Origin of the sequence: Vibrio sp. V15_P4S5T153, assembly GCF_963874485.1 — a bacterium.
Taxonomy (GTDB): Bacteria; Pseudomonadota; Gammaproteobacteria; order Enterobacterales; family Vibrionaceae; genus Vibrio; species Vibrio anguillarum.
Genome location: NZ_CAWNHR010000019.1, coordinates 43247 through 63188, shown reverse-complemented (window position 1 = coordinate 63188; position 19942 = coordinate 43247). Strand labels below are relative to the sequence as shown.

Genomic DNA, 19942 nt, shown 5'->3' with positions numbered 1-19942 from the left:
ATTAAAGAAAAAAAGGTTGATACCGTTAAGTATCAACCTTTTTTATTTGGATAAAACCTTACTCACATCCAAGTAAGGTTTTGACGCATTACGCTTTAAATGTCTTAAACGCGTTAATCAAACCATTGGTTGAGCTGTCGTGTGAACTCACTTGAGCATCGTCGGCTAACTCAGGCAGAATTTGGTTTGCTAACTGCTTACCAAGCTCAACGCCCCATTGATCGAAACTGAAGATATTCCAAATAACACCCTGTACGAAAATTTTATGCTCGTACATCGCAATCAGGTTGCCCAAAGTGCGTGGCGTGATCTGCTTAACTAAGATTGAGTTGGTTGGGCGGTTTCCTTCAAACACTTTAAATGGTGCGATTGCCGCCATTTCTTGTGCTGATTTGCCCGCCGCTTTTAGCTCAGCTTCAACGGTTTGCTGCGTTTTTCCAAACGCTAACGCTTCTGTTTGAGCAAAAAAGTTCGACATCAATTTTTGGTGATGATCACCCGCTGGGTTATGGCTGAGCGCTGGCGCAATAAAATCACACGGGATTAATTTTGTTCCCTGGTGGATCAATTGATAAAAGGCGTGTTGACCATTAGTACCGGGCTCACCCCAAATGATTGGACCCGTTTGGTAAGTTACCGCTTGACCGTTACGATCTACGTATTTACCGTTTGATTCCATATTGCCCTGTTGGAAATAAGCGGCAAAGCGATGTAAGTATTGGTCATAAGGCAGAATCGCTTCTGATTCGGCGCCGTGGAAGTTGTTATACCAAATACCAATCAAGGCTAGGATCACAGGAATATTTTGCTCAAAAGGTGTCGCCACAAAATGTTGATCCATCTCATGCGCGCCGGACAGCAGTTCCACAAAGTTGTCATAGCCTACAGCCAATACAATGGATAGACCAATCGCTGACCATAGTGAGTAGCGTCCACCGACCCAATCCCAAAATTCGAACATGTTGTCTGTATCAATACCAAACTCAGCGACTGATTTCGCATTAGTCGACAGCGCCGCAAAGTGTTTTGCAACATGAGTTTCATCGCCAGCTTCCGCTAAGAACCAATCACGAGCCGTATGTGCATTGGTCATGGTTTCTTGGGTAGTAAACGTCTTTGAAGCCACTAAAAATAGCGTGGTTTCTGGATTGACTTTTTTCAACGTTTCAACGATGTGTGTTCCATCAACGTTAGAAACGAAATGAAGATTAAGATGATTCTTATACGGCGCAAGTGCTTCTGTGACCATGTATGGACCAAGGTCTGAACCACCAATACCAATGTTGACAATATCGGTAATCGCTTTACCAGTGTAACCTTTCCATTCACCAGAAATCACTCGTTCAGAAAACGATTTCATCTTCTCAAGTACCGCATTCACGGCTGGCATCACATCTTCACCATCAACCATGACCGGTGTGTTACTGCGGTTGCGTAACGCAGTGTGCAGTACGGCACGGCCTTCAGTTTGGTTGATCGCACAGCCTTGCAGCATAGCGTCGATGGCTGACTTTAGTTCAGTCTCATTCGCCAATGCTTGTAAATGTTGTAAGGTCTCTTCGTTGATCAAATTTTTTGAGTAATCAACAAGAATATCTGAACCAAAACGAGTCGAGAATTTATCGAAACGTTGTGCATCTTGTGCAAAAAGCGATTTAAGGTCCATATCTTGCGCTGATTCAAAATGCGCAGTCAGTGCTTTCCAAGCGTTGGTTTGCGTTGGATTGATATTTTTCAACATGGTATCTATCCCGATGTGACAGTAGGTTTTATTCCTATCATTCCTAAACTCTGTTTCAAAATGATGGAATCCCCGATTGAGCAAAAAAAGAAAATGGTATCGACTTCCTATATTTGGAAGGCAACACGTCGTTATTCGTTTTGTGAGCGCCATTATGACGCAGCTTACCCGCTCTCATATTGAGTTAGGTCAGGTAAACCTAATGGGTGCATACTCTGGCTTTATTGATACGACATCTCAACACGAGAAGTGAGTTTCGTCACTAACTCGTAAGCGATCGTGCCAATGTGAGAGGCCACTTCTTCTGCTGGTAGCTCTTTTCCCCATAAAATAACCTCATCACCCACCTTATCGCAGGCTTGTGGACCGAGATCGACCGTAAGCATATCCATTGAAACTCGCCCTGCAATCGGCACTTTACGCCCATTGACAACAACCGGAGTTCCATTGGGTGCAGTGCGAGGATAACCATCGCCATAGCCAATTGCGATAACACCAACCTTAGTGTCACGCAAGCTTGTCCAAGTGGCACCGTAGCCGACACTCTCTCCCGCTTTAACATCACGCACTGCGATCAAGTGTGATTTTAATGTCATTACAGGTTGATAGCCCAGCGCTTGCGCCGAGTTATCATCAAAAGGAGAAACGCCATACATAATAATACCTGGGCGAACCCACTCTAACTGGCTGTGCTTCCAAGCTAATAAACCAGCGGAGGCAGCAAGTGATCTTTCACCCTCATGACCTTTTGTCATTGCTAAAAATAGCTCAATTTGCTCAGAAGTCGTTGATTTATCGAGTTCATCGGCACAACCAAAATGACTCATATAACGCAATGGCTTCACTACGTTTTTACACGCTTGCAAACGTTCTAAAAAATCGGGGTATTGTTCTGGGCGCACACCTAAACGATGCATTCCGCTATCGATTTTCAACCAAACATTGACTGGGACATCTAATTGAGCTTGCTCTAAGGCGACTAACTGCTCCTCACAGTGAACAACGGTTTGAATGTTATTGGTCACCAATACGGCAAGATCCATCGGGGAATAAAAACCTTCAAGCAACAAGATAGGTTTTACCACACCGCTCGCTCTTAGTTGCAGCGCTTCTTCAATGCGCGCCACGCCAAATGCATCCGCGCCCAGTGCATGTTTCGCAACATGCCGAAGCCCATGACCATAACCATTTGCTTTGACCACCGCCATAATTTTACTGTTTGGTGCCTGCTGTTTTACTCGCTGTAGGTTGTGCTTTAACGCATCGAGATCGATGCAGGCGGTTGCCGCTTTCATGTAGCTCATCAAATTACTCATCGTCAAATGCAGGGCCTGCATAGTTGTCAAAACGAGAATACTGCCCTTGGAAGGTCAACCGTACAGAACCAATCGGGCCGTTACGTTGCTTACCTATAATAATCTCTGCGATACCCTTTAACGAACTATCAGGGTGATACACCTCATCGCGATAAATGAACATGATCAAATCGGCATCTTGTTCTATCGAACCGGATTCACGCAAGTCGGAGTTGACTGGGCGTTTATCGGCGCGCTGCTCCAACGAACGGTTAAGCTGCGATAAAGCCACCACGGGCACATTCAATTCTTTAGCCAGTGCTTTTAACGAGCGAGAGATCTCCGCAATTTCTAAAGTACGGTTATCCGATTGCGAAGGAACTCGCATCAACTGCAAGTAGTCGACCATGATGAGCGACAAGCCGCCATGCTCGCGCGCAATACGACGAGCTCTAGAACGAACCTCGGTAGGCGTTAGGCCTGAGCTATCATCTATGTACATATTTTTCTTTTCCATGAGAATACCCATGGTAGATGAAATTCGTGCCCAATCCTCATCATCCAGCTGCCCAGTACGAATTTTGGTTTGATCAACGCGAGAAAGCGATGCCAACATACGCATCATGATTTGTTCAGCCGGCATCTCAAGAGAGAAGATAAGAACCGGTTTTTCTTGCTCCATGGCCGCGTTTTCACACAAGTTCATGGCAAACGTCGTTTTACCCATAGAAGGGCGAGCAGCTACAATGATCAAATCAGAACCTTGTAAACCAGCCGTTTTCTTATTGAGATCAGCAAACCCCGTATTCACGCCCGTGACGCCATCTTGTGGTGTTTTATACAGTAGTTCGATACGCTCTAAAGTTCTTTCTAAAATCGAATCAACATTCTGCGGGCCTTCATTTTCGCTGGTACGCTCCTCAGCAATGGCGAACACTTTACTTTCAGCCAGATCGAGCAAATCTTCCGAACTGCGCCCTTGCGGATCATAACCTGCATCCGCAATCTCATTGGCAACACCGATAAGGTTACGCACCAACGCTCGTTCCGCTACGATTTCAGCATAAGCATTAATATTAGCCGCACTGGGCGTATTTTTCGCCAAGTCTGCTAAATAGGCAAAACCGCCGACATCTTCCAGCTGTTCGCGACGCTCAAGATACTCAGATAATGTAATAAGATCGAGCGGCTTACTGGCTTCCAAAATCGATTTAGCTGCATCAAAAATTAAACGATGCGCACGGCTATAGAAGTCTTTGCTGACCACACGCTCAGCCACCGTATCCCAACGTTCGTTATCCAATAGCAAGCCTCCAATCACTGATTGCTCAGCTTCGATCGAATGTGGAGGAACTTTAATTGCGTCGACTTGTGCGTCAAACGGTTTACGATTTCGTTGATCTGTTCGTGGTGCAGCCATGACTTCGCTCAATACTATCTAATGACCGACCATTATAGCCAGAATAGATCATTTGTAATTATGTAAACGAAACTTTGTGTTTATCTCGTAGAGAATTAACCTCATGCTGACCAAACAGAACCGCCCTACACCTACTATTTCGCCCACTATTTTTATTCACTTTAGGGGTGCTTCGTGTCCAAAATTTGGTTTCTTAGTTTTAGCCTGTTCGCGATGAGTGCAGCTTATGCTAATGAGGATCTTAAAAACGATACGGAAATCGAAGTTCCTTCTCCTTGGAATAGCCAAGTCGAATTGGGTTACCAAGCCCACTCAGGTAATACTGATTCAGAGTCATTGAATTCACGAATCAAGACAGAATACATAACAGGTCGCCATCGAACCAATGGTGAGTGGAAATTGTATCGTCTTGATAAAAATGGAAAAGAGAATAAGCGGCAGGCAAACTATTCGCTGCAAAGTGACTATAAGTTAGCTTCAAAAGCCTATCTATACGCAAACTTTAACGGTGTTGATTCGAAATACAGCGCCTATTTCAAAGACTACACGCTATCTGGTGGAATGGGTTACCAATTGATGAATACCGACATATTGCTATTAGAGATTGAAATAGGGCCCGGTTTTCGTTACCAAAAACCCAATCTAGATGAGATATCAAGTACAGATATTGTATTTGCAAATACAGTCGAAGAAGTCATATTTCGTGGTAACTTAAAAGGTGTTTGGGCAACTTTCGATAATTTAACCATCTCCTCTGAACTGACTCTTGTCGCAGGAGAAAGTAATATCAGAACCGATAGCGAACTCATTTTAACCAATCACATTACTGATTCGATTGCGTTGAAAGTGAACTTGTCTCGCCAATACCACGATAAGGTTCCAGCAGGACTAAGTAAAGCCGATAGCGTCACTTCATTTAGTTTACAGTTTCGTTTCTAGGTAGTTTGAAGATAAAAAAAAACACCAGCCAAGGCTGGTGTTTTCAATTCATCCGAAGACTGAAATTATTCAGCAACGATTTGAATTTTCGCAGTTGCAAACACTTCTGAGTGAAGTTGGATGCTCACTTCGAAAGAACCTACGTTACGTAGAGCACCTTCAGGTAGACGAACTTCGCTCTTAGATACTGCAACACCTGCCGCTGTAATAGCGTCAGCGATATCACGAGTACCAATAGAACCAAATAGTTTACCTTCATCGCCTGCTTTAGAAGTAATAACAACAGCTTCAAGAGCGTTAACTTGTTCAGCACGAGCTTGAGATGCAACAAGTTGCTCAGCAACTTTAGCTTCAAGTTCAGCACGACGAGTTTCAAACATTTCAACGTTAGATTTAGTTGCCATTACAGCCTTACCTTGTGGGATAAGGAAGTTACGAGCATAACCAGATTTCACGCTTACAGTGTCACCAAGGCTGCCTAGGTTACCGATTTTATCAAGTAGAATAACTTGCATTGATTAATCCTCTTTCTTAATAAACGGTGCCAATTACTGATGTTTATCAGTGTATGGCAATAGAGCTAGGTAGCGAGAACGCTTGATTGCACGAGCTAGCTGACGTTGGTATTTAGCGCTAGTACCAGTGATACGGCTAGGTACGATTTTACCAGCTTCAGTTATGTAGTTTTTAAGAGTTGCTACATCTTTGTAATCAATCTCTTGTACGCCTTCTGCAGTGAAACGGCAGAATTTACGACGACGGAAGAAACGAGCCATGGGCTATCTCCTGATCTTAAATTTGAGTAATGTGGTCGGCATGTAGCACCAATTTACCTACGCCATTATGGCTAGTTTGGTAAGCGACAAAGCCACTTACGGTTATGGTGCTGCCTTGTACTAAGTGTTGAGTGAGATTCGTTGACCTCTGCCCACTGACGACTACCGGCATACGACAATAGACTTGTCTCGGTAAATCAGCTTCTATCACTGTTGAGCGATGTTCAAGCCAGAAACGGCAATGTTCAATACCCGCAGGACTTTGGCTTCGAATGGGAGGTTTTGCGACAGTGCCACTCAACTCCATCCGATTGGTCATCAAATCAATTACTCAGCGTCTGCATCGAAACGAGTTTCATCACGCTTAGAACGCTCTTCTTTAGCTTTCAGCATGATTGATGGCTCGGTGATAGCAGCTTTAGTACGCATGATCATGTTACGTAGAACTGCATCGTTAAAACGGAAAGCAGTTTCTAGCTCATCAATCACAGCTTGGTCAGCTTCAACGTTCATAAGAACGTAGTGAGCTTTGTGAAGCTTGTTGATTGGGTAAGCCATTTGACGACGACCCCAATCTTCTAGACGGTGGATAGTACCGCCAGTTTCAGTGATAGAACCAGTGTAACGCTCGATCATGCCAGCAACTTGCTCGCTTTGATCTGGGTGCACCATGAATACGATTTCATAATGACGCATCGGTTGCTCCTTACGGATTATTCAGCTTCCAGGTTTGGCTCGGTCGTCCATAGGAAGCAAGGAACGAAAAAAAAAGACCGAGAATTAAGGACGGCAAATAGTACAGAAACGAAGCAGGATTAGCAAGGGAAATGTACTAAGGGTCACATCAAACAAAAAGGGAAGCCTAAGCTTCCCTTTTTAATGCAGTGTGTGCATAAATTATCGAAAATTAAGCGATAACTTTAGCAACAACACCAGCACCTACTGTACGACCGCCTTCACGGATCGCGAAACGTAGACCTTCATCCATCGCGATTGGAGCGATTAGCTCTACAACCATTTGGATGTTGTCACCTGGCATTACCATCTCTACGCCTTCTGGTAGAGAGATATCGCCTGTTACGTCCGTTGTACGGAAGTAGAACTGTGGACGGTAGCCTTTGAAGAACGGAGTATGACGGCCGCCTTCATCTTTAGACAATACGTACACTTCTGACTCGAACTTAGTGTGTGGAGTGATTGAACCTGGTTTCGCTAATACTTGACCACGTTCTACTTCATCACGTTTAGTACCACGTAGAAGTGCACCAACGTTCTCACCTGCACGACCTTCGTCAAGCAGCTTACGGAACATCTCAACACCTGTACAAGTCGTTGTGATTGTGTCTTTGATACCAATGATCGCAACTTCGTCACCTACACGTAGGATACCGCGCTCGATACGGCCAGTTACTACTGTACCACGACCTTGGATTGAGAATACGTCTTCGATTGGTAGTAGGAATGCTTGGTCTACTGCACGCTCAGGCTCTGGAATGTAAGTGTCTAGCGCTTCAGCAAGTTCAATGATTTTCGCTTCCCACTGCTCTTCGCCGTTTAGTGCGCCTAGTGCAGAACCTTGGATAACTGGTAGGTCATCACCTGGGAAATCGTACTCAGATAGAAGCTCACGAACTTCCATTTCTACTAGCTCTAGAAGCTCTTCATCATCAACCATGTCACATTTGTTCATGAATACGATGATGTAAGGAATACCAACTTGGCGACCAAGTAGGATGTGCTCACGAGTTTGTGGCATTGGGCCATCTGTTGCAGCAACAACTAGGATACCGCCGTCCATTTGCGCAGCACCTGTGATCATGTTTTTAACATAGTCAGCGTGTCCTGGGCAGTCTACGTGTGCGTAGTGGCGTGCTGGTGTATCGTACTCTACGTGAGAAGTATTGATTGTAATACCGCGCTCGCGCTCTTCTGGAGCGTTATCGATAGATGCGAAGTCTTTCGCTTCACCACCGTACACTTTTGCAAGTGTAGTACAGATAGCAGCAGTTAGAGTTGTTTTACCGTGGTCAACGTGGCCGATAGTACCAACGTTTACGTGCGGTTTCGTACGTTCAAATTTTGCTTTAGACACGATCGTGTTCCTTCCTAGTTATGATTCGTCTTGAGTCACATATAGCTCAAGACGCGCCAGAAATTGCTATTTTATGCGCCAACTCTCATCAGCGCAATAGATTCGTTATTAAACAAATAACAGTTAACCACGTTCTGCAATGATTGCTTCTGCAACATTTTTTGGCACATCAGCGTACTCTGCAAACTCCATGGAGTAAGAGGCGCGACCCTGAGTGGCAGATCGTAAGTCTGTTGCATAACCAAACATTTCCGATAGAGGGACTCTAGCATGGATAATCTTAAGGCCTGCATGGCCTTCATCCATACCTTCAATCATGCCGCGACGACGGTTTAAGTCACCCACAACATCACCCATCCAATCTTCTGGAGTAGTTACTTCAACTTTCATCATTGGTTCAAGAAGAACAGGCTGCGCTTCTAAAGCACCTTTCTTGAACGCCATCGAACCAGCAATCTTAAACGCCATCTCGCTTGAGTCGACATCATGATATGAACCATCGAATAATGTCGCTTTCACATCCAGAATCGGATAACCAGCTAACACACCGTTGTTCATTTGCTCTTCGATACCTTTCGCAACCGAGCTGATGTATTCCTTAGGAATCACACCACCAACGATTTCGTCGACAAAGACAAAGCCTTCGCCGAGTTCCGCAGGTTCAATCTTAAGCCAAACGTGACCATATTGACCACGACCACCAGATTGACGAACGAACTTGCCTTCTACTTCCGCTTTTCCACGGATAGTTTCGCGGTAAGCCACTTGTGGTTTACCAACGTTACAGTCCACACTGAACTCACGCTTCATGCGATCAACAATGATGTCTAGGTGAAGCTCACCCATACCAGAGATCAACGTTTGACCTGTTTCCTTATCGGTTTCGACACGGAAAGATGGGTCTTCTGCCGCCAGTTTACCTAGCGCAATACCCATTTTTTCTTGGTCAGCTTTAGAGCGAGGCTCTACCGCAATTTGAATCACTGGCTCAGGGAATTCCATGCGCTCAAGAACCACTTTGTGGTCTGGGTTACACAGCGTATCGCCTGTCGTGACATCTTTTAAGCCGATCGCAGCCGCAATATCGCCAGCACGAACTTCTTTAATCTCTTCACGTTTGTTGGCATGCATCTGTACGATACGACCAAAACGTTCTTTTTTCTGTTTCACTGAGTTGTAAACGGCATCGCCAGAGTTCACCACACCAGAGTAAACACGCATGAAAGTCAATGTCCCAACAAATGGGTCAGTGGCAATCTTAAATGCAAGTGCCGAGAAAGGTTCGTTGTCGTCAGCGTGACGTTCTACTTCGTTCTCGTTTTCATCCACGCCTTTAATGGCTGGTACATCTACCGGTGAAGGCAAATATTCAACAACTGCATCCAATACCGCTTGTACGCCTTTATTTTTAAAGGCACTACCACAAGTGGCCAATACGATTTCATTGTTAATAGTACGAGTCCGTAGCGCTTGTTTGATTTCCGCTTCTGTCAGCTCGCCGTCTTCAAGATACTTTTCCATTAACTCTTCACTAGCTTCCGCTGCCGCTTCTACTAGGTTGTTGTGCCATTCTTCGGCCAACTCAAGCATATCTTCTGGAATGTCTTCGTAAGTAAACGTCATGCCTTGATCGGCTTCATTCCAGTTGATGGCTTTCATCTTGATAAGGTCGATGACACCTTTGAACTCTTCTTCCGCACCAATATTTAATTGAATAGGAACAGGAGTCGCACCAAGACGATGTTTAATTTGGTTTACAACGCGTAAAAAGTCTGCGCCAGCACGGTCCATTTTATTAACGAACACCATGCGAGGAACACCGTATTTGTCAGCTTGACGCCATACAGTTTCAGACTGGGGTTCAACACCAGATGAGCCACAGAATACAACCACAGCACCATCAAGCACACGAAGTGAACGCTCTACTTCAATTGTAAAGTCAACGTGTCCTGGGGTATCAATGATGTTTACGCGATGATCTTGGAACTGTGCTTCCATACCACGCCAGAAGGTTGTCGTAGCAGCAGAAGTTATAGTGATACCACGTTCTTGCTCCTGCTCCATCCAGTCCATGGTTGCAGCACCATCGTGAACTTCGCCGATTTTGTGAGAAAGGCCAGTGTAGAACAGAATACGCTCAGTAGTGGTTGTTTTACCTGCATCTACGTGAGCACAGATACCGATGTTGCGGTAGCGCTCAATAGGAGTTTTCCGAGCCACGATTGTATCCTCTTACTAAGGTAATCCTTAGAGTATGAAAATGTGCTGCGAGAGAACCTCGCAGCACAGAAGGTATTACCAGCGGTAATGAGCGAATGCTTTGTTCGCTTCTGCCATACGGTGAACGTCTTCACGTTTCTTAACAGCAGTACCTTTATTTTCTGACGCGTCTAGCATTTCAGCAGCTAGGCGAGCAGCCATAGATTTTTCACCACGCTTACGCGCAGCATCAACTACCCAACGCATAGCAAGTGCGTTACGGCGAACCGGACGTACTTCTACTGGCACTTGGTAAGTTGAACCACCCACGCGGCGAGATTTAACTTCGACCGCTGGACGTACGTTTTCAAGAGCTTCTTCAAATACAGCTAAGTGACCTTTGCCAGATTTCTCAGCCATAGTGTCTAGTGCAGTGTAAACAATTTTCTCTGCAGTAGATTTTTTACCGTCAACCATAAGAATGTTAACGAATTTTGCCAGCAGTTCAGACTTGAACTTTGGATCTGGAAGGATCTTACGCTGACCAATAACGCGACGACGTGGCATGGATATTCTCCGTTGTCTTTTTCAGGTTATCCAAAACTTTTCAGTTTCTTCAAAAATTAAATAATTTAGTGTTTGGCCTTACTTAACGGAAATCCATTAAGATTTAGGACGTTTCACACCGTATTTAGAACGAGCTTGTTTACGGTCGTTTACGCCTGCACAGTCAAGTGCGCCACGGATTGTGTGGTAACGCACACCTGGAAGGTCTTTTACACGACCGCCACGGATAAGAACAACTGAGTGCTCTTGAAGGTTGTGACCTTCACCGCCGATGTACGAAGTCACTTCGAAGCCGTTCGTTAGACGAACACGACATACTTTACGAAGTGCTGAGTTAGGTTTTTTAGGTGTAGTAGTGTAAACACGTGTACATACACCACGTTTTTGTGGGCACGCTTCTAGTGCTGGCACGTTGCTTTTAACAACTTGCTTTACACGAGGATTGCGGACCAACTGGTTAATAGTTGCCATTAACTAGCTCCTGAATTTACTTAAAGTAAGCTTTGTGAAAAATCTAGTCCCTAGTGCACTTAGTACAAATAGGGACGCAAAATTCTATGCAGCAGTGAGAGGTGTGTCAAGAAATATACAGATCTTTTTTAACCACCATAAGTAAAGGGTGGGTAACAGAGGGATAATCATGATAAGAAAATCTACCAAGTGATTGATTTTTCATGATTAGTAGTAAGCTCAACCAAACCAGAGAAATCCACTTTGGTAATTTGTACTGAGCAGAGATCCTGCACCCCACGCGCGCAGAGATCCTCAAGTAAGACATAAACCCTGTTCAGATCGTCGAGTAGTAAAAAAGAGCCCGCACTAGGGTTACTCATATAAACCGCTTCTTCAACCAAGATAATACTATCCTCAGCCAAACAATAACGCTGCGCTAAGGCCAGTTTTGCCGTGTCTTTTACAATATGCAGCATAGGTACACCTTAGAAAGTTAGTACTTGATCGCACTCGTGAAGTAACTGAGCGATTTGCTGAGGCGATTTTTTTTCAACATCAATTACCCATTGAGCCGATGCTAACCCCAACTCTTCAACGCTTTGCTCACACAGATAAAGGTGTTCAATATCGTATAACTCAAGCAGTTTAAACGCACTGATGTAGTCACGGCTAAGCAGTTGTTGCGGTGATTGGTTGGCAACGATTTGCGTCACCCCAAACCCAACAAAAAAGAGCGAGATCGCATCACAATAGGCAGAGGCTGCCAGTACAGCATCCAGCCCTTCTCTTCCAGCCGAACTAGAATGAGGCGAAGAATGAAAAACAAAACCGATTTTTTTCAAAACTGTACCACTCGATCTTGAGTCAATAACGCTTCAGCCAAACTTCCTAACCCAGTTTGAGCAAAACCTTGTGCCAAATTATGCGCAGTGAGCTGGTGTTGCTGAGCTTCATTTTCACTGATGATGCCACGACGCAACGCTGCAGCAACACAGGTTTCTAAGCGTACATGGTGTTCAGTAGCTAGCCTCTGCCATGCTTTCACAAGATCAAACTCATCGTTCGCAGGCGCGGTGATCGCAGAGCCATTGAAAACACCATCTTGATAAAAAAATACTTGCTTGAGTGAATGCCCTTTTTCTAACAATGCACAGGCAAACAGATAAGCACTACGCGCTGCCTGTGTGCCATACACTGAGCCATTGACCAATAATGTGTAACTCAATACTGGCTCCACTAACATTCATCTCCGGTCTTGCGTTGGCGAATGTAGAGATAGACAGTATGTTTAGAGATATTGAGCCGATCAGCTACGCGGTTAATCGCATCTTTGATGTCAAAAATGCCTTTGTCATACAGCTCCATCACGATCTGACGGTTCTTGGTATTGTTAGACACTGATTTATCGGCGTTGATCTCTTCGATGGTACGCTCTACCGTCTGATCCACCAGCTCTTCTACATCACTGGCAAAGTTAACCGATGAGGCGGCTTCCTGGGCTTCCTGAGTCGGCATGAATGATTGCAGAACTTGTGAGAACGGAGCATCTAAATTGACGTTGATACAAAGTAAGCCAATGACTCGGTTATCACCATTACGAATCGCGACCGTAATCGATTTCATCAACACACCACCCTTGGCGCGAGAGAAATACGATCGTGAGAAGTTACGCTCCGATCCTTCAATGTCTTTCAACATACGCAGTGCAAGATCAGTGATCGGGGAACCCACTTGACGTCCCGTGTTTTCACCATTGGCAATTTTAATCGCCGAGGTATTGAGATCTTCTAATGAGTGCAAAACGATCTCACAAAAAGGGCCAATCAGGCTGGCGATACCGTCAACCACAGCTTCATAAGATCGAAGAATGATTTTATCGTGATCACTAAATGGCATCACGTGCACGGATTCCATTTCAAGCAACATATCCGCGTTTAGAGTTTCTGTCGTTGTCACTGTTATCTAGCCTTAGAGCGAAAAATCAACAAATTGACGTAAGTTTATCAGAAAATTTTAATCGAAAACTCTGTTAAGTCACTAACAAGTGATTTAGGACAACTAATTAGTGAGTCGTTAGAGACAGAAAAGGCCTGATTCATCAGGCCTTTGAGCTGGTTACAACGGTTCAACAATGGCTGATATTATTTAGCCGCATCGCTACCGTTATCAATTTTTAGCAACTCCACTTCAAACACAAGTGTTGAGTTTGCTGGAATAGTCGGTGTGTCTTGCTCACCGTAAGCCAGTTGCGGCGGGATAACAAACTTGTATTTTGCTCCCACTTGCATCAGTTGCACACCTTCTGTCCAACCAGGAATAACCCGATTGAGTGGGAATGTCGCTGGCTCACCACGATCATACGAGCTATCAAATTGAGTACCGTCAGCCAGTGTCCCTTTGTAATGCACTTGAACAGTATCGGTCTCTTTTGGTGACTCACCTTTTGCTGGCGTCAGTACTTGGTACAGTAAACCAGATTCAGTTTTCTTTACGCCATCTTGTTTTTCAAATTCAGCGCGGAATTCATCACCAGCTTTTTCAGCAGCAGCCGCTTTTTCAGCGGCTTTTGCTTGCATGGTTTCAGAAACGCGTTTATCTAGAGCTTCTAGCGCTGCGCGTGTCTCTTCTTCACTCAACTCAGCATTGCCCGCGAAGACATGTTCAATCCCTTTTAGAACCAGATCTTTATTCAGATTGATACCAATTTCGGCTGGTTTCTCAATACTGGTGCTGAGATAATTTGCAAAAGAGACGCCAATCGCGTAAGCCGCTTTGTCATCTTCTGTTTTAAAGTGAACCGTTTTTCCCGCTTCCGTTTGTACTTGTTCTGCTGCAGGTGCTGCTTCAGTTTTCGGGGCTTCATCTTTCTGGCAGCCAACTGCAAGCATGACGGTTGCCGCAAGCAGTGACACTTTAAACAATGATTTCATTTATTTCTCCAATTTGTAGGCAAACCTTTTGTTATTACGCACAAATTTCGGTGAAAAACTGGTGCGCTAAACAGAGTTGTACCAATATAGCGATATGTTGATAGATTGTCTTTACACTCAAAGCGGATAATTAGACTTGATGCGAATAATTTCTCATTCAATCCTAGGTTGCATTGTCATCTTGATGTTAAATGGCTGTTTTTTCTCTAACAGCGATGTACAACGTTGGGATATAGAACCAAACGGTTCGACCAGTTTCGGTTTAAGCCGCGATGGTCGTTTTGCGCTACTCTATTCCAAACAAAGACAACTCGTTCTATGGGATCTTGAACAAAACAAAACCTTAGCCGAATTGGGACCTCAAGACCCACAAGCCAATACCGTTTCTCATATTCGACTCTCCGATAATGGCCGTTTTGCCGTGACCGCTAGCCAAATTAACTTTGCCGTATGGGACTTAGGTTGGACACAAGCTCAAGGTTTGTGGTCCATCTCCGATGGGCTGATCCGAGACATTGACATTGCCAATAACGGAAAACAAGTTCTACTCGGTTTATCCAATGGTAAAGCGATTTACGTCGATTTAGTCACTGGACGTCGACTAGAGTTCCTTGCTCATCGAGAAAAAGTCAATTCTGTCGCCCTATCGCCCAATGGCCGCTTTGCTCTGACGGGAGGTAATGATTATTTTGCCTACCTTTGGGATACGCAAAGTGGGCAAATTTTACGATCGTTTGAACATGAGCAGCGGGTGAATCGAGTAGCGCTGCAGCGAGAGGGAAAATTAGCCTTTACCTCCGATGGTGGTAATCAATCCATTATTTGGGATCTCTCCTCGGGTAAGGAACAGGCGAAATTGCGCAGTTTTTCACGACAATTGATTTTCTCTACGGCGCGTTTTTCCGATGATGGCAGGTTGCTTGTGACAGGGAATCCTTCAAGCCAAGTCGCGGTTTGGGATACTCAAAGTGGTAAAAAACAGCAAGGATTCGAAGTAGAACCGCTAAAAGATGCTCGCCCACCCACTGCGGTGGTGTATGATGCGGCCTTTGATCATCAGCAACGAATTATTACCGGAAGCTCTGCAGGTATTGCTCAAGCTTGGAAACTCGACGATTAATTATGAACGATAAGTATATTCAGCAATTAGAACAGCGTGTTAGTGACTTGGAATGCCAACTTGCTTTCCAAGAACAAACCATTGATGAACTCAATCAAGCATTATCAACACAGCAGCTCATGCTAACGAAAATGCAAGACCAAATGAAATATGTGGCTGGTAAAGTCAAAAATATGGATGCCTCACATTTAGCGGATCCATCAGAAGAGACTCCACCACCTCACTATTGATAGTGATGATAGTGATGATAGTGATGATAGTGATAGTGATAAACTGATAATAATAAATCGGTTACCGCGCTATTGTGCATCACTATCGTGCGAAGTAGTACGCAATGATGCCCCCTGCAACGACGAGACAACCACCGATGCGGCGCAGTTGATGATCGGGCTGCTGGCTGAGCTCTGCCACCATATTTCTCCAGCCATTAGGGGCGATTAACGGTCCAATACCTTCTGCAATTAACACCAGCCCCACAGCAAGCCAGATTGAATTCGACATAGTGCCTTCTCTCTTAAAGCCAATAAACGACAAAGGCTCCCTGAAGGAGCCTTTGAATAAACAACGGTCAATTATTTCGTTGTCAAACCTTTGGTGTTATTCATGTACTTGAAGAAATCACTCTTAGGATCAAGCACCAAGATATCACTCTTCTCACTAAATGATTTCTCATAGGCTTTCAGCGAACGTAAGAACCCGTAAAACTCAGGATCTTTACTGTACACATCTGAGTAAATCTTCGCTGCTTTAGCATCAGCATCACCGCGAGTTACGCGAGCCGTTTTATCCGCTTCCGCTAAGATAGTCGCCACTTCAAGTTCAGCTTGAGCACGAATGACTTCGGCTTTTTCACGACCTTGAGAACGGTGTTTACGAGCTACTGACTCACGTTCAGCACGCATACGACGATAGATAGACTCACTGATCTCATCTGGGAGGTTGATTTTCTTAATACGGAAATCAACCACTCTCACGCCTAAATCTTTCAGTGCGCCTTTACGCGTATCTTCCAACACATTTTCCATCACTTGGTCACGCTGACCATCGATTTCCAATGCTTGTTTCGCAGCCTCAGTCGTGACGACTTCATCATCAGCACTTTCCGGCAAGACATCTTTATTACGTGGGCCTGAAACAATTTGTTTGATTTCACGAGAACCGATTTCAGAACGAAGAATGTCTGTCACTTTACGCTCTAACAGTGCTTGTGCCGTCAATGCATTGCCACCACCCGTTGCCAAGTAGTATTGACCAAAGTCTTCAATACGCCATTTGACATAGGTATCGATGATCACATCTTTTTTCTCTGAAGTCACGAAACGGTCAGAGCGGCCATCCATTGTTTGGATACGTGCATCTAACGTTCTTACTCGATCAAACAGTGGCATTTTAAAATGCAAACCCGGTTCGTAGATTCGAGCAATTTCATTGTTATCTTTCAGAATACGACCGAAACGGACAACGATACCGCGCTCACCTTCAGGAATCACAAACAGCGACATCAACATCAATACCAGTGCAATCACTAATACTGGGATCATTAACTTACGCATTACTAGTATCTCCCTTGACGTGTATTGCTAGAGCGAGACGGTGTATTACCTGTATCACTGCTGGTTGGTGAATCAAGCTCTATCTGATCATAGGTTGATGATGATTTATCTTGACGTTTGGTGTCATTCTTACTGTCTTGGCCTGTAATTCGATCCAACGGTAGATAAAGCATATTGCCACTGGATTCTGAATCAATTAGCACTTTAGATGTGTTTGAATACACCTCTTCCATAGTATCTAGGTAGAGACGATTACGTGTCACATCTGGCGCGGCTTGATACTCAGGGAGCAGTTTTTCAAACTGTGCCACTTGACCCAATGCTTCGTTAATCGTGCGTTCTGTATAACCTTGCGCTTCTTTCTTCAAACGTTCAGCTCGGCCTGTTGCTTTAGGCAGGATTTCGTTCTTATACGCTTCAGATTCACGAATGAAACGCTCTTCATCTTCTCGCGCCGCAATCGCATCATCGAATGCATCTTTCACTTGCTCTGGCGGACGAGCCGACTGGAAGTTGACATCGACAATCATTAAGCCCATATCATAGCTATCAATGATTTGATTCAAGGTCGTTTGGGTACTTTGACGAATTTGCTGACGGCCACTGGTTAAGATACTGTCCATCAAAGAATCACCAACCACGGCACGTAATGCTGAGTCAGTTGCTTGGCGTAAGCTATCGTCAGCATTAGTCACACGATACAAGTACTTGTATGGATCAGACACGCGATATTGTACATCCATGCCAACAGTGACCACGTTTTCATCTTTGGTTAGCATCAAACCCGATGCACGTAGTGAGCGAATCGCTTGTACGTTAACGGCCGTCACTTCATCAACAAAGCGAGGACGCCAGTTCAAACCTGGATCAACGATGCGATCATACTTACCTAAACGCAGCACGACGCCACGCTCAGCTTCACCAATCGTATAGAAACCAGAAAAGAACCACACCGCAACTGCGATTGCTGCAATGACTCCAAAGCCAATTGCGCTACCACCAGAGAATGAAGGGCCTTTACCGCCTTTCTTACCAAATCGTCCGCCCAGTTTCTGGCTCAGTTTATTGAAAACCTCATCCAAATCTGGCGGTCCTTGATCACGGCCACCTTTATTTTTGTCACCACGATTATTACCCCAAGGGTCATTATCGCGGCCATTGTTGCCGTTGTTATTACCGGGCTCATTCCACGCCATTAGAAAGCTCCATCATTTGATATGACGTTATACTGTAGCAGTCCTTTAAGTAACTATAAAGTCACGCAAAACTGCTTCTTCTCTTTTCTCTAGTCTAAACCAATCAACTTGCTGCATACGAATGTTAATCAACAAATTACCGTCTGGATCATATTCTTCTTGTTGAATACATTTCATTTGTGAAAATGCACTACGAATGCGACCTTGGTGCAGTGGTGGAATACACAATTGATATTGAATGACTTGACTCGCTAATCGCTCAGTCAATGCTTCGAAAAGCAGATCAATACCCTGTCCATCCATGGCTGATAACCACACGGTTCTCGGTATTCCCTCATCATCTCTTTCGATGCGAGGTTGTTGGCCTTCTAGATTATCGATCTTGTTCATGACGACAAGCGTTGGTACCTCATGGGCATCAATCTCTTCTAATACGTCATGGACGGCTTTGATATTCTCACGAAAACGCTCATCACTGGCATCAACAACATGTAACAAAATGTCAGCTTCTTGAGTTTCTTGTAACGTGGCTTTAAACGCTGCGACTAAATCGTGCGGTAGATGACGAATAAATCCTACAGTATCAGCAAGAACGGCAGTACCAACATCCGCCAATTCGATTTTACGCAAGGTAGGATCTAGGGTTGCAAACAGCTGATCGGCTGCATAAACCCCGGCTTCAGTAATGCGATTAAATAAGGTTGATTTCCCCGCATTGGTATAACCCACTAACGATATGGTGGGAATTTCAGCTCGATTTCGAGCACGGCGTCCTTGTTCTCGCTGCTTAGCGACTTTCTCTAAGCGGCGCAGTATCGCTTTAATGCGTTCACGCAATAAACGTCTGTCGGTTTCTAGCTGCGTTTCACCAGGCCCACGTAAGCCTATACCACCTTTTTGTCGCTCAAGGTGCGTCCAACCACGAATTAATCGCGTAGAGATGTGGCGCAATTGTGCCAGCTCTACTTGCAACTTCCCTTCATGGGTTCGTGCCCGTTGGGCAAAAATATCGAGGATAAGGCCAGTACGGTCAATCACTCGACATTGGCATAGCTGTTCAAGGTTACGTTCTTGGGCAGGAGAAAGGGCGTGGTTGAAGATCACCACATCCGCTTCAACAAGTTGAACCGCATGCGCTATCTCTTGGGCTTTACCCTCACCGACATAATATTTAGGGTGTGGAGTTTGACGGCTGCCAGTAATAATTTGCAGTGTCGACACTCCAGCAGAAGAAACCAGCATTTCACACTCGCTGAGATCATCCCACTCACCCTTTTGCGTGAAGTTGATATGAACAAGTACCGCTCGCTCACCGGCTTCGTAACGGTCAAACAAGCAACCAACTCCTTTGTAAGTAAATAATACTAATCAGAGAATTACTCTTCTGATTTGTCTGATGGACGATCAGACCCAGTGCGTGGCTCAGCAGTATGGTGGCTCACTGCACGTGCAGGAACAACCGTTGAAATCGCATGCTTATACACCATTTGATTGACTGTGTTTTTCAGTAAGATCACAAATTGATCAAAGGATTCAATCTGACCTTGAAGCTTAATTCCGTTCACAAGGTAGATGGATACTGGAATGCGCTCACGACGTAGTGCATTTAAGAATGGGTCTTGTAGAGATTGCCCCTTAGCCATTTTATTTTCCTTATTTGT

General features: G+C 44.7%; 24 protein-coding genes. 3 read left to right on the top strand and 21 right to left on the bottom strand.

Going from position 1 to position 19942, the window contains the following annotated elements:
• Positions 1-88: 88 nt before the first annotated feature.
• The 3 genes from pgi to AACT42_RS18885 all read right to left on the bottom strand — a co-directional run bounded on the left by pgi (position 89) and on the right by AACT42_RS18885 (position 4456).
• The gene (gene pgi / locus AACT42_RS18895) at positions 89-1741 is read right to left on the bottom strand and encodes a glucose-6-phosphate isomerase (RefSeq protein WP_029388348.1); all 1653 of its coding nucleotides are present in this window, start codon (positions 1739-1741) and stop codon (positions 89-91) included.
• A 221-nt stretch (positions 1742-1962) separates the two neighbouring features.
• Positions 1963-3036, bottom strand: coding sequence for an alanine racemase (gene alr / locus AACT42_RS18890; protein WP_197056815.1), 1074 nt, complete (start codon positions 3034-3036; stop codon positions 1963-1965).
• A gap of 13 nt (positions 3037-3049) precedes the next feature.
• Positions 3050-4456, bottom strand: coding sequence for a replicative DNA helicase (locus AACT42_RS18885; protein WP_013857915.1), 1407 nt, complete (start codon positions 4454-4456; stop codon positions 3050-3052).
• 174 nt (positions 4457-4630) lie between these two features.
• Between AACT42_RS18885 and AACT42_RS18880 the strand changes: the two genes are divergently transcribed.
• Positions 4631-5395, top strand: coding sequence for a DUF481 domain-containing protein (locus AACT42_RS18880; RefSeq protein WP_094133446.1), 765 nt, complete (start codon positions 4631-4633; stop codon positions 5393-5395).
• A 65-nt stretch (positions 5396-5460) separates the two neighbouring features.
• Here the strand turns inward: AACT42_RS18880 and rplI are convergent, their stop codons facing one another.
• The 13 genes from rplI to fkpA all read right to left on the bottom strand — a co-directional run bounded on the left by rplI (position 5461) and on the right by fkpA (position 14412).
• Positions 5461-5910: a 50S ribosomal protein L9 gene (gene rplI, locus AACT42_RS18875; RefSeq protein ID WP_013857917.1), complete on the bottom strand. Its 450-nt coding sequence runs from the start codon at positions 5908-5910 to the stop codon at positions 5461-5463.
• A 33-nt stretch (positions 5911-5943) separates the two neighbouring features.
• Positions 5944-6171, bottom strand: a complete 228-nt coding sequence (gene rpsR, locus AACT42_RS18870) for a 30S ribosomal protein S18 (RefSeq protein ID WP_000090472.1) — start codon at positions 6169-6171, stop codon at positions 5944-5946.
• Positions 6172-6187: 16 nt separating this feature from the next.
• Positions 6188-6490: a primosomal replication protein N gene (gene priB / locus AACT42_RS18865; RefSeq protein WP_026027846.1), complete on the bottom strand. Its 303-nt coding sequence runs from the start codon at positions 6488-6490 to the stop codon at positions 6188-6190.
• Positions 6491-6498: 8 nt separating this feature from the next.
• Positions 6499-6867, bottom strand: a complete 369-nt coding sequence (gene rpsF, locus AACT42_RS18860) for a 30S ribosomal protein S6 (protein ID WP_013857919.1) — start codon at positions 6865-6867, stop codon at positions 6499-6501.
• A gap of 211 nt (positions 6868-7078) precedes the next feature.
• Positions 7079-8263, bottom strand: coding sequence for an elongation factor Tu (gene tuf / locus AACT42_RS18855; protein WP_013857920.1), 1185 nt, complete (start codon positions 8261-8263; stop codon positions 7079-7081).
• A gap of 123 nt (positions 8264-8386) precedes the next feature.
• Entirely contained in the window at positions 8387-10483 is a 2097-nt protein-coding gene (fusA, locus tag AACT42_RS18850) for an elongation factor G (RefSeq protein ID WP_010318928.1), read from the bottom strand.
• A 75-nt stretch (positions 10484-10558) separates the two neighbouring features.
• Positions 10559-11029, bottom strand: a complete 471-nt coding sequence (gene rpsG, locus AACT42_RS18845) for a 30S ribosomal protein S7 (RefSeq protein ID WP_013857921.1) — start codon at positions 11027-11029, stop codon at positions 10559-10561.
• A 96-nt stretch (positions 11030-11125) separates the two neighbouring features.
• On the bottom strand, positions 11126-11500 hold the full coding sequence (gene rpsL / locus AACT42_RS18840; RefSeq protein ID WP_010318930.1) for a 30S ribosomal protein S12: 375 nt from the start codon (positions 11498-11500) through the stop codon (positions 11126-11128).
• A 182-nt stretch (positions 11501-11682) separates the two neighbouring features.
• Positions 11683-11958, bottom strand: a complete 276-nt coding sequence (gene tusB / locus AACT42_RS18835; protein ID WP_064624236.1) for a sulfurtransferase complex subunit TusB — start codon at positions 11956-11958, stop codon at positions 11683-11685.
• 9 nt (positions 11959-11967) lie between these two features.
• Positions 11968-12324, bottom strand: coding sequence for a sulfurtransferase complex subunit TusC (gene tusC, locus AACT42_RS18830; protein WP_064624234.1), 357 nt, complete (start codon positions 12322-12324; stop codon positions 11968-11970).
• Positions 12321-12725 carry a sulfurtransferase complex subunit TusD gene (gene tusD / locus AACT42_RS18825; protein ID WP_094129258.1) on the bottom strand — a complete coding sequence of 135 codons (405 nt, stop codon included), beginning with the start codon at positions 12723-12725 and terminating at the stop codon, positions 12321-12323. The genes tusC and tusD overlap by 4 nt, the downstream gene beginning before the upstream one ends.
• Positions 12719-13438, bottom strand: a complete 720-nt coding sequence (locus AACT42_RS18820) for a helix-turn-helix transcriptional regulator (RefSeq protein WP_013857924.1) — start codon at positions 13436-13438, stop codon at positions 12719-12721. The genes tusD and AACT42_RS18820 overlap by 7 nt, the downstream gene beginning before the upstream one ends.
• A 185-nt stretch (positions 13439-13623) precedes the next feature.
• The gene (gene fkpA / locus AACT42_RS18815) at positions 13624-14412 is read right to left on the bottom strand and encodes an FKBP-type peptidyl-prolyl cis-trans isomerase (protein WP_010318935.1); all 789 of its coding nucleotides are present in this window, start codon (positions 14410-14412) and stop codon (positions 13624-13626) included.
• A gap of 139 nt (positions 14413-14551) precedes the next feature.
• Between fkpA and AACT42_RS18810 the strand changes: the two genes are divergently transcribed.
• Positions 14552-15532, top strand: a complete 981-nt coding sequence (locus tag AACT42_RS18810; RefSeq protein ID WP_026027456.1) for a WD40 repeat domain-containing protein — start codon at positions 14552-14554, stop codon at positions 15530-15532.
• Positions 15533-15534: 2 nt separating this feature from the next.
• Positions 15535-15762 (top strand): SlyX family protein, encoded by a 228-nt coding sequence (locus AACT42_RS18805; protein WP_010318937.1) that lies wholly within the window; start codon positions 15535-15537, stop codon positions 15760-15762.
• 82 nt (positions 15763-15844) lie between these two features.
• On the opposite strand, the gene AACT42_RS18800 is transcribed toward AACT42_RS18805, so the two are convergent.
• The 5 genes from AACT42_RS18800 to hfq form a co-directional block, all read right to left on the bottom strand.
• Positions 15845-16033, bottom strand: a complete 189-nt coding sequence (locus tag AACT42_RS18800) for a DUF2065 domain-containing protein (protein ID WP_094132221.1) — start codon at positions 16031-16033, stop codon at positions 15845-15847.
• Between the two features lie 71 nt (positions 16034-16104).
• Positions 16105-17085 carry a protease modulator HflC gene (hflC, locus tag AACT42_RS18795; protein WP_013857929.1) on the bottom strand — a complete coding sequence of 327 codons (981 nt, stop codon included), beginning with the start codon at positions 17083-17085 and terminating at the stop codon, positions 16105-16107.
• A 2-nt stretch (positions 17086-17087) separates the two neighbouring features.
• Complete coding sequence (gene hflK, locus AACT42_RS18790) at positions 17088-18281, bottom strand: FtsH protease activity modulator HflK (RefSeq protein ID WP_013857930.1); 1194 nt, start codon at positions 18279-18281, stop codon at positions 17088-17090.
• Positions 18282-18326: 45 nt separating this feature from the next.
• Positions 18327-19616 (bottom strand): ribosome rescue GTPase HflX, encoded by a 1290-nt coding sequence (hflX, locus tag AACT42_RS18785; RefSeq protein ID WP_094132220.1) that lies wholly within the window; start codon positions 19614-19616, stop codon positions 18327-18329.
• Positions 19617-19657: 41 nt separating this feature from the next.
• Positions 19658-19924: an RNA chaperone Hfq gene (gene hfq, locus AACT42_RS18780; RefSeq protein ID WP_013857931.1), complete on the bottom strand. Its 267-nt coding sequence runs from the start codon at positions 19922-19924 to the stop codon at positions 19658-19660.
• Positions 19925-19942: the final 18 nt, after the last annotated feature.

Bases quoted from the DNA above. Each gene is read 5' to 3' on its own strand.
- pgi (WP_029388348.1), bottom strand. From the start codon at position 1,741: ATGTTGAAAAATATCAATCCAACGCAAACCAACGCTTGGAAAGCACTG.
- rpsG (WP_013857921.1), bottom strand. From the start codon at position 11,029: ATGCCACGTCGTCGCGTTATTGGTCAGCGTAAGATCCTTCCAGATCCA.
- hflC (WP_013857929.1), bottom strand. From the start codon at position 17,085: ATGCGTAAGTTAATGATCCCAGTATTAGTGATTGCACTGGTATTGATG.
- AACT42_RS18885 (WP_013857915.1), bottom strand. From the start codon at position 4,456: ATGGCTGCACCACGAACAGATCAACGAAATCGTAAACCGTTTGACGCA.
- rpsL (WP_010318930.1), bottom strand. From the start codon at position 11,500: ATGGCAACTATTAACCAGTTGGTCCGCAATCCTCGTGTAAAGCAAGTT.
- rpsR (WP_000090472.1), bottom strand. From the start codon at position 6,171: ATGGCTCGTTTCTTCCGTCGTCGTAAATTCTGCCGTTTCACTGCAGAA.
- AACT42_RS18810 (WP_026027456.1), top strand. From the start codon at position 14,552: ATGCGAATAATTTCTCATTCAATCCTAGGTTGCATTGTCATCTTGATG.
- AACT42_RS18800 (WP_094132221.1), bottom strand. From the start codon at position 16,033: ATGTCGAATTCAATCTGGCTTGCTGTGGGGCTGGTGTTAATTGCAGAA.
- fkpA (WP_010318935.1), bottom strand. From the start codon at position 14,412: ATGAAATCATTGTTTAAAGTGTCACTGCTTGCGGCAACCGTCATGCTT.
- rplI (WP_013857917.1), bottom strand. From the start codon at position 5,910: ATGCAAGTTATTCTACTTGATAAAATCGGTAACCTAGGCAGCCTTGGT.
- hflK (WP_013857930.1), bottom strand. From the start codon at position 18,281: ATGGCGTGGAATGAGCCCGGTAATAACAACGGCAACAATGGCCGCGAT.
- rpsF (WP_013857919.1), bottom strand. From the start codon at position 6,867: ATGCGTCATTATGAAATCGTATTCATGGTGCACCCAGATCAAAGCGAG.
- alr (WP_197056815.1), bottom strand. From the start codon at position 3,036: ATGAAAGCGGCAACCGCCTGCATCGATCTCGATGCGTTAAAGCACAAC.
- AACT42_RS18805 (WP_010318937.1), top strand. From the start codon at position 15,535: ATGAACGATAAGTATATTCAGCAATTAGAACAGCGTGTTAGTGACTTG.
- hfq (WP_013857931.1), bottom strand. From the start codon at position 19,924: ATGGCTAAGGGGCAATCTCTACAAGACCCATTCTTAAATGCACTACGT.
- tusD (WP_094129258.1), bottom strand. From the start codon at position 12,725: ATGTTAGTGGAGCCAGTATTGAGTTACACATTATTGGTCAATGGCTCA.
- tusB (WP_064624236.1), bottom strand. From the start codon at position 11,958: ATGCTGCATATTGTAAAAGACACGGCAAAACTGGCCTTAGCGCAGCGT.
- priB (WP_026027846.1), bottom strand. From the start codon at position 6,490: ATGACCAATCGGATGGAGTTGAGTGGCACTGTCGCAAAACCTCCCATT.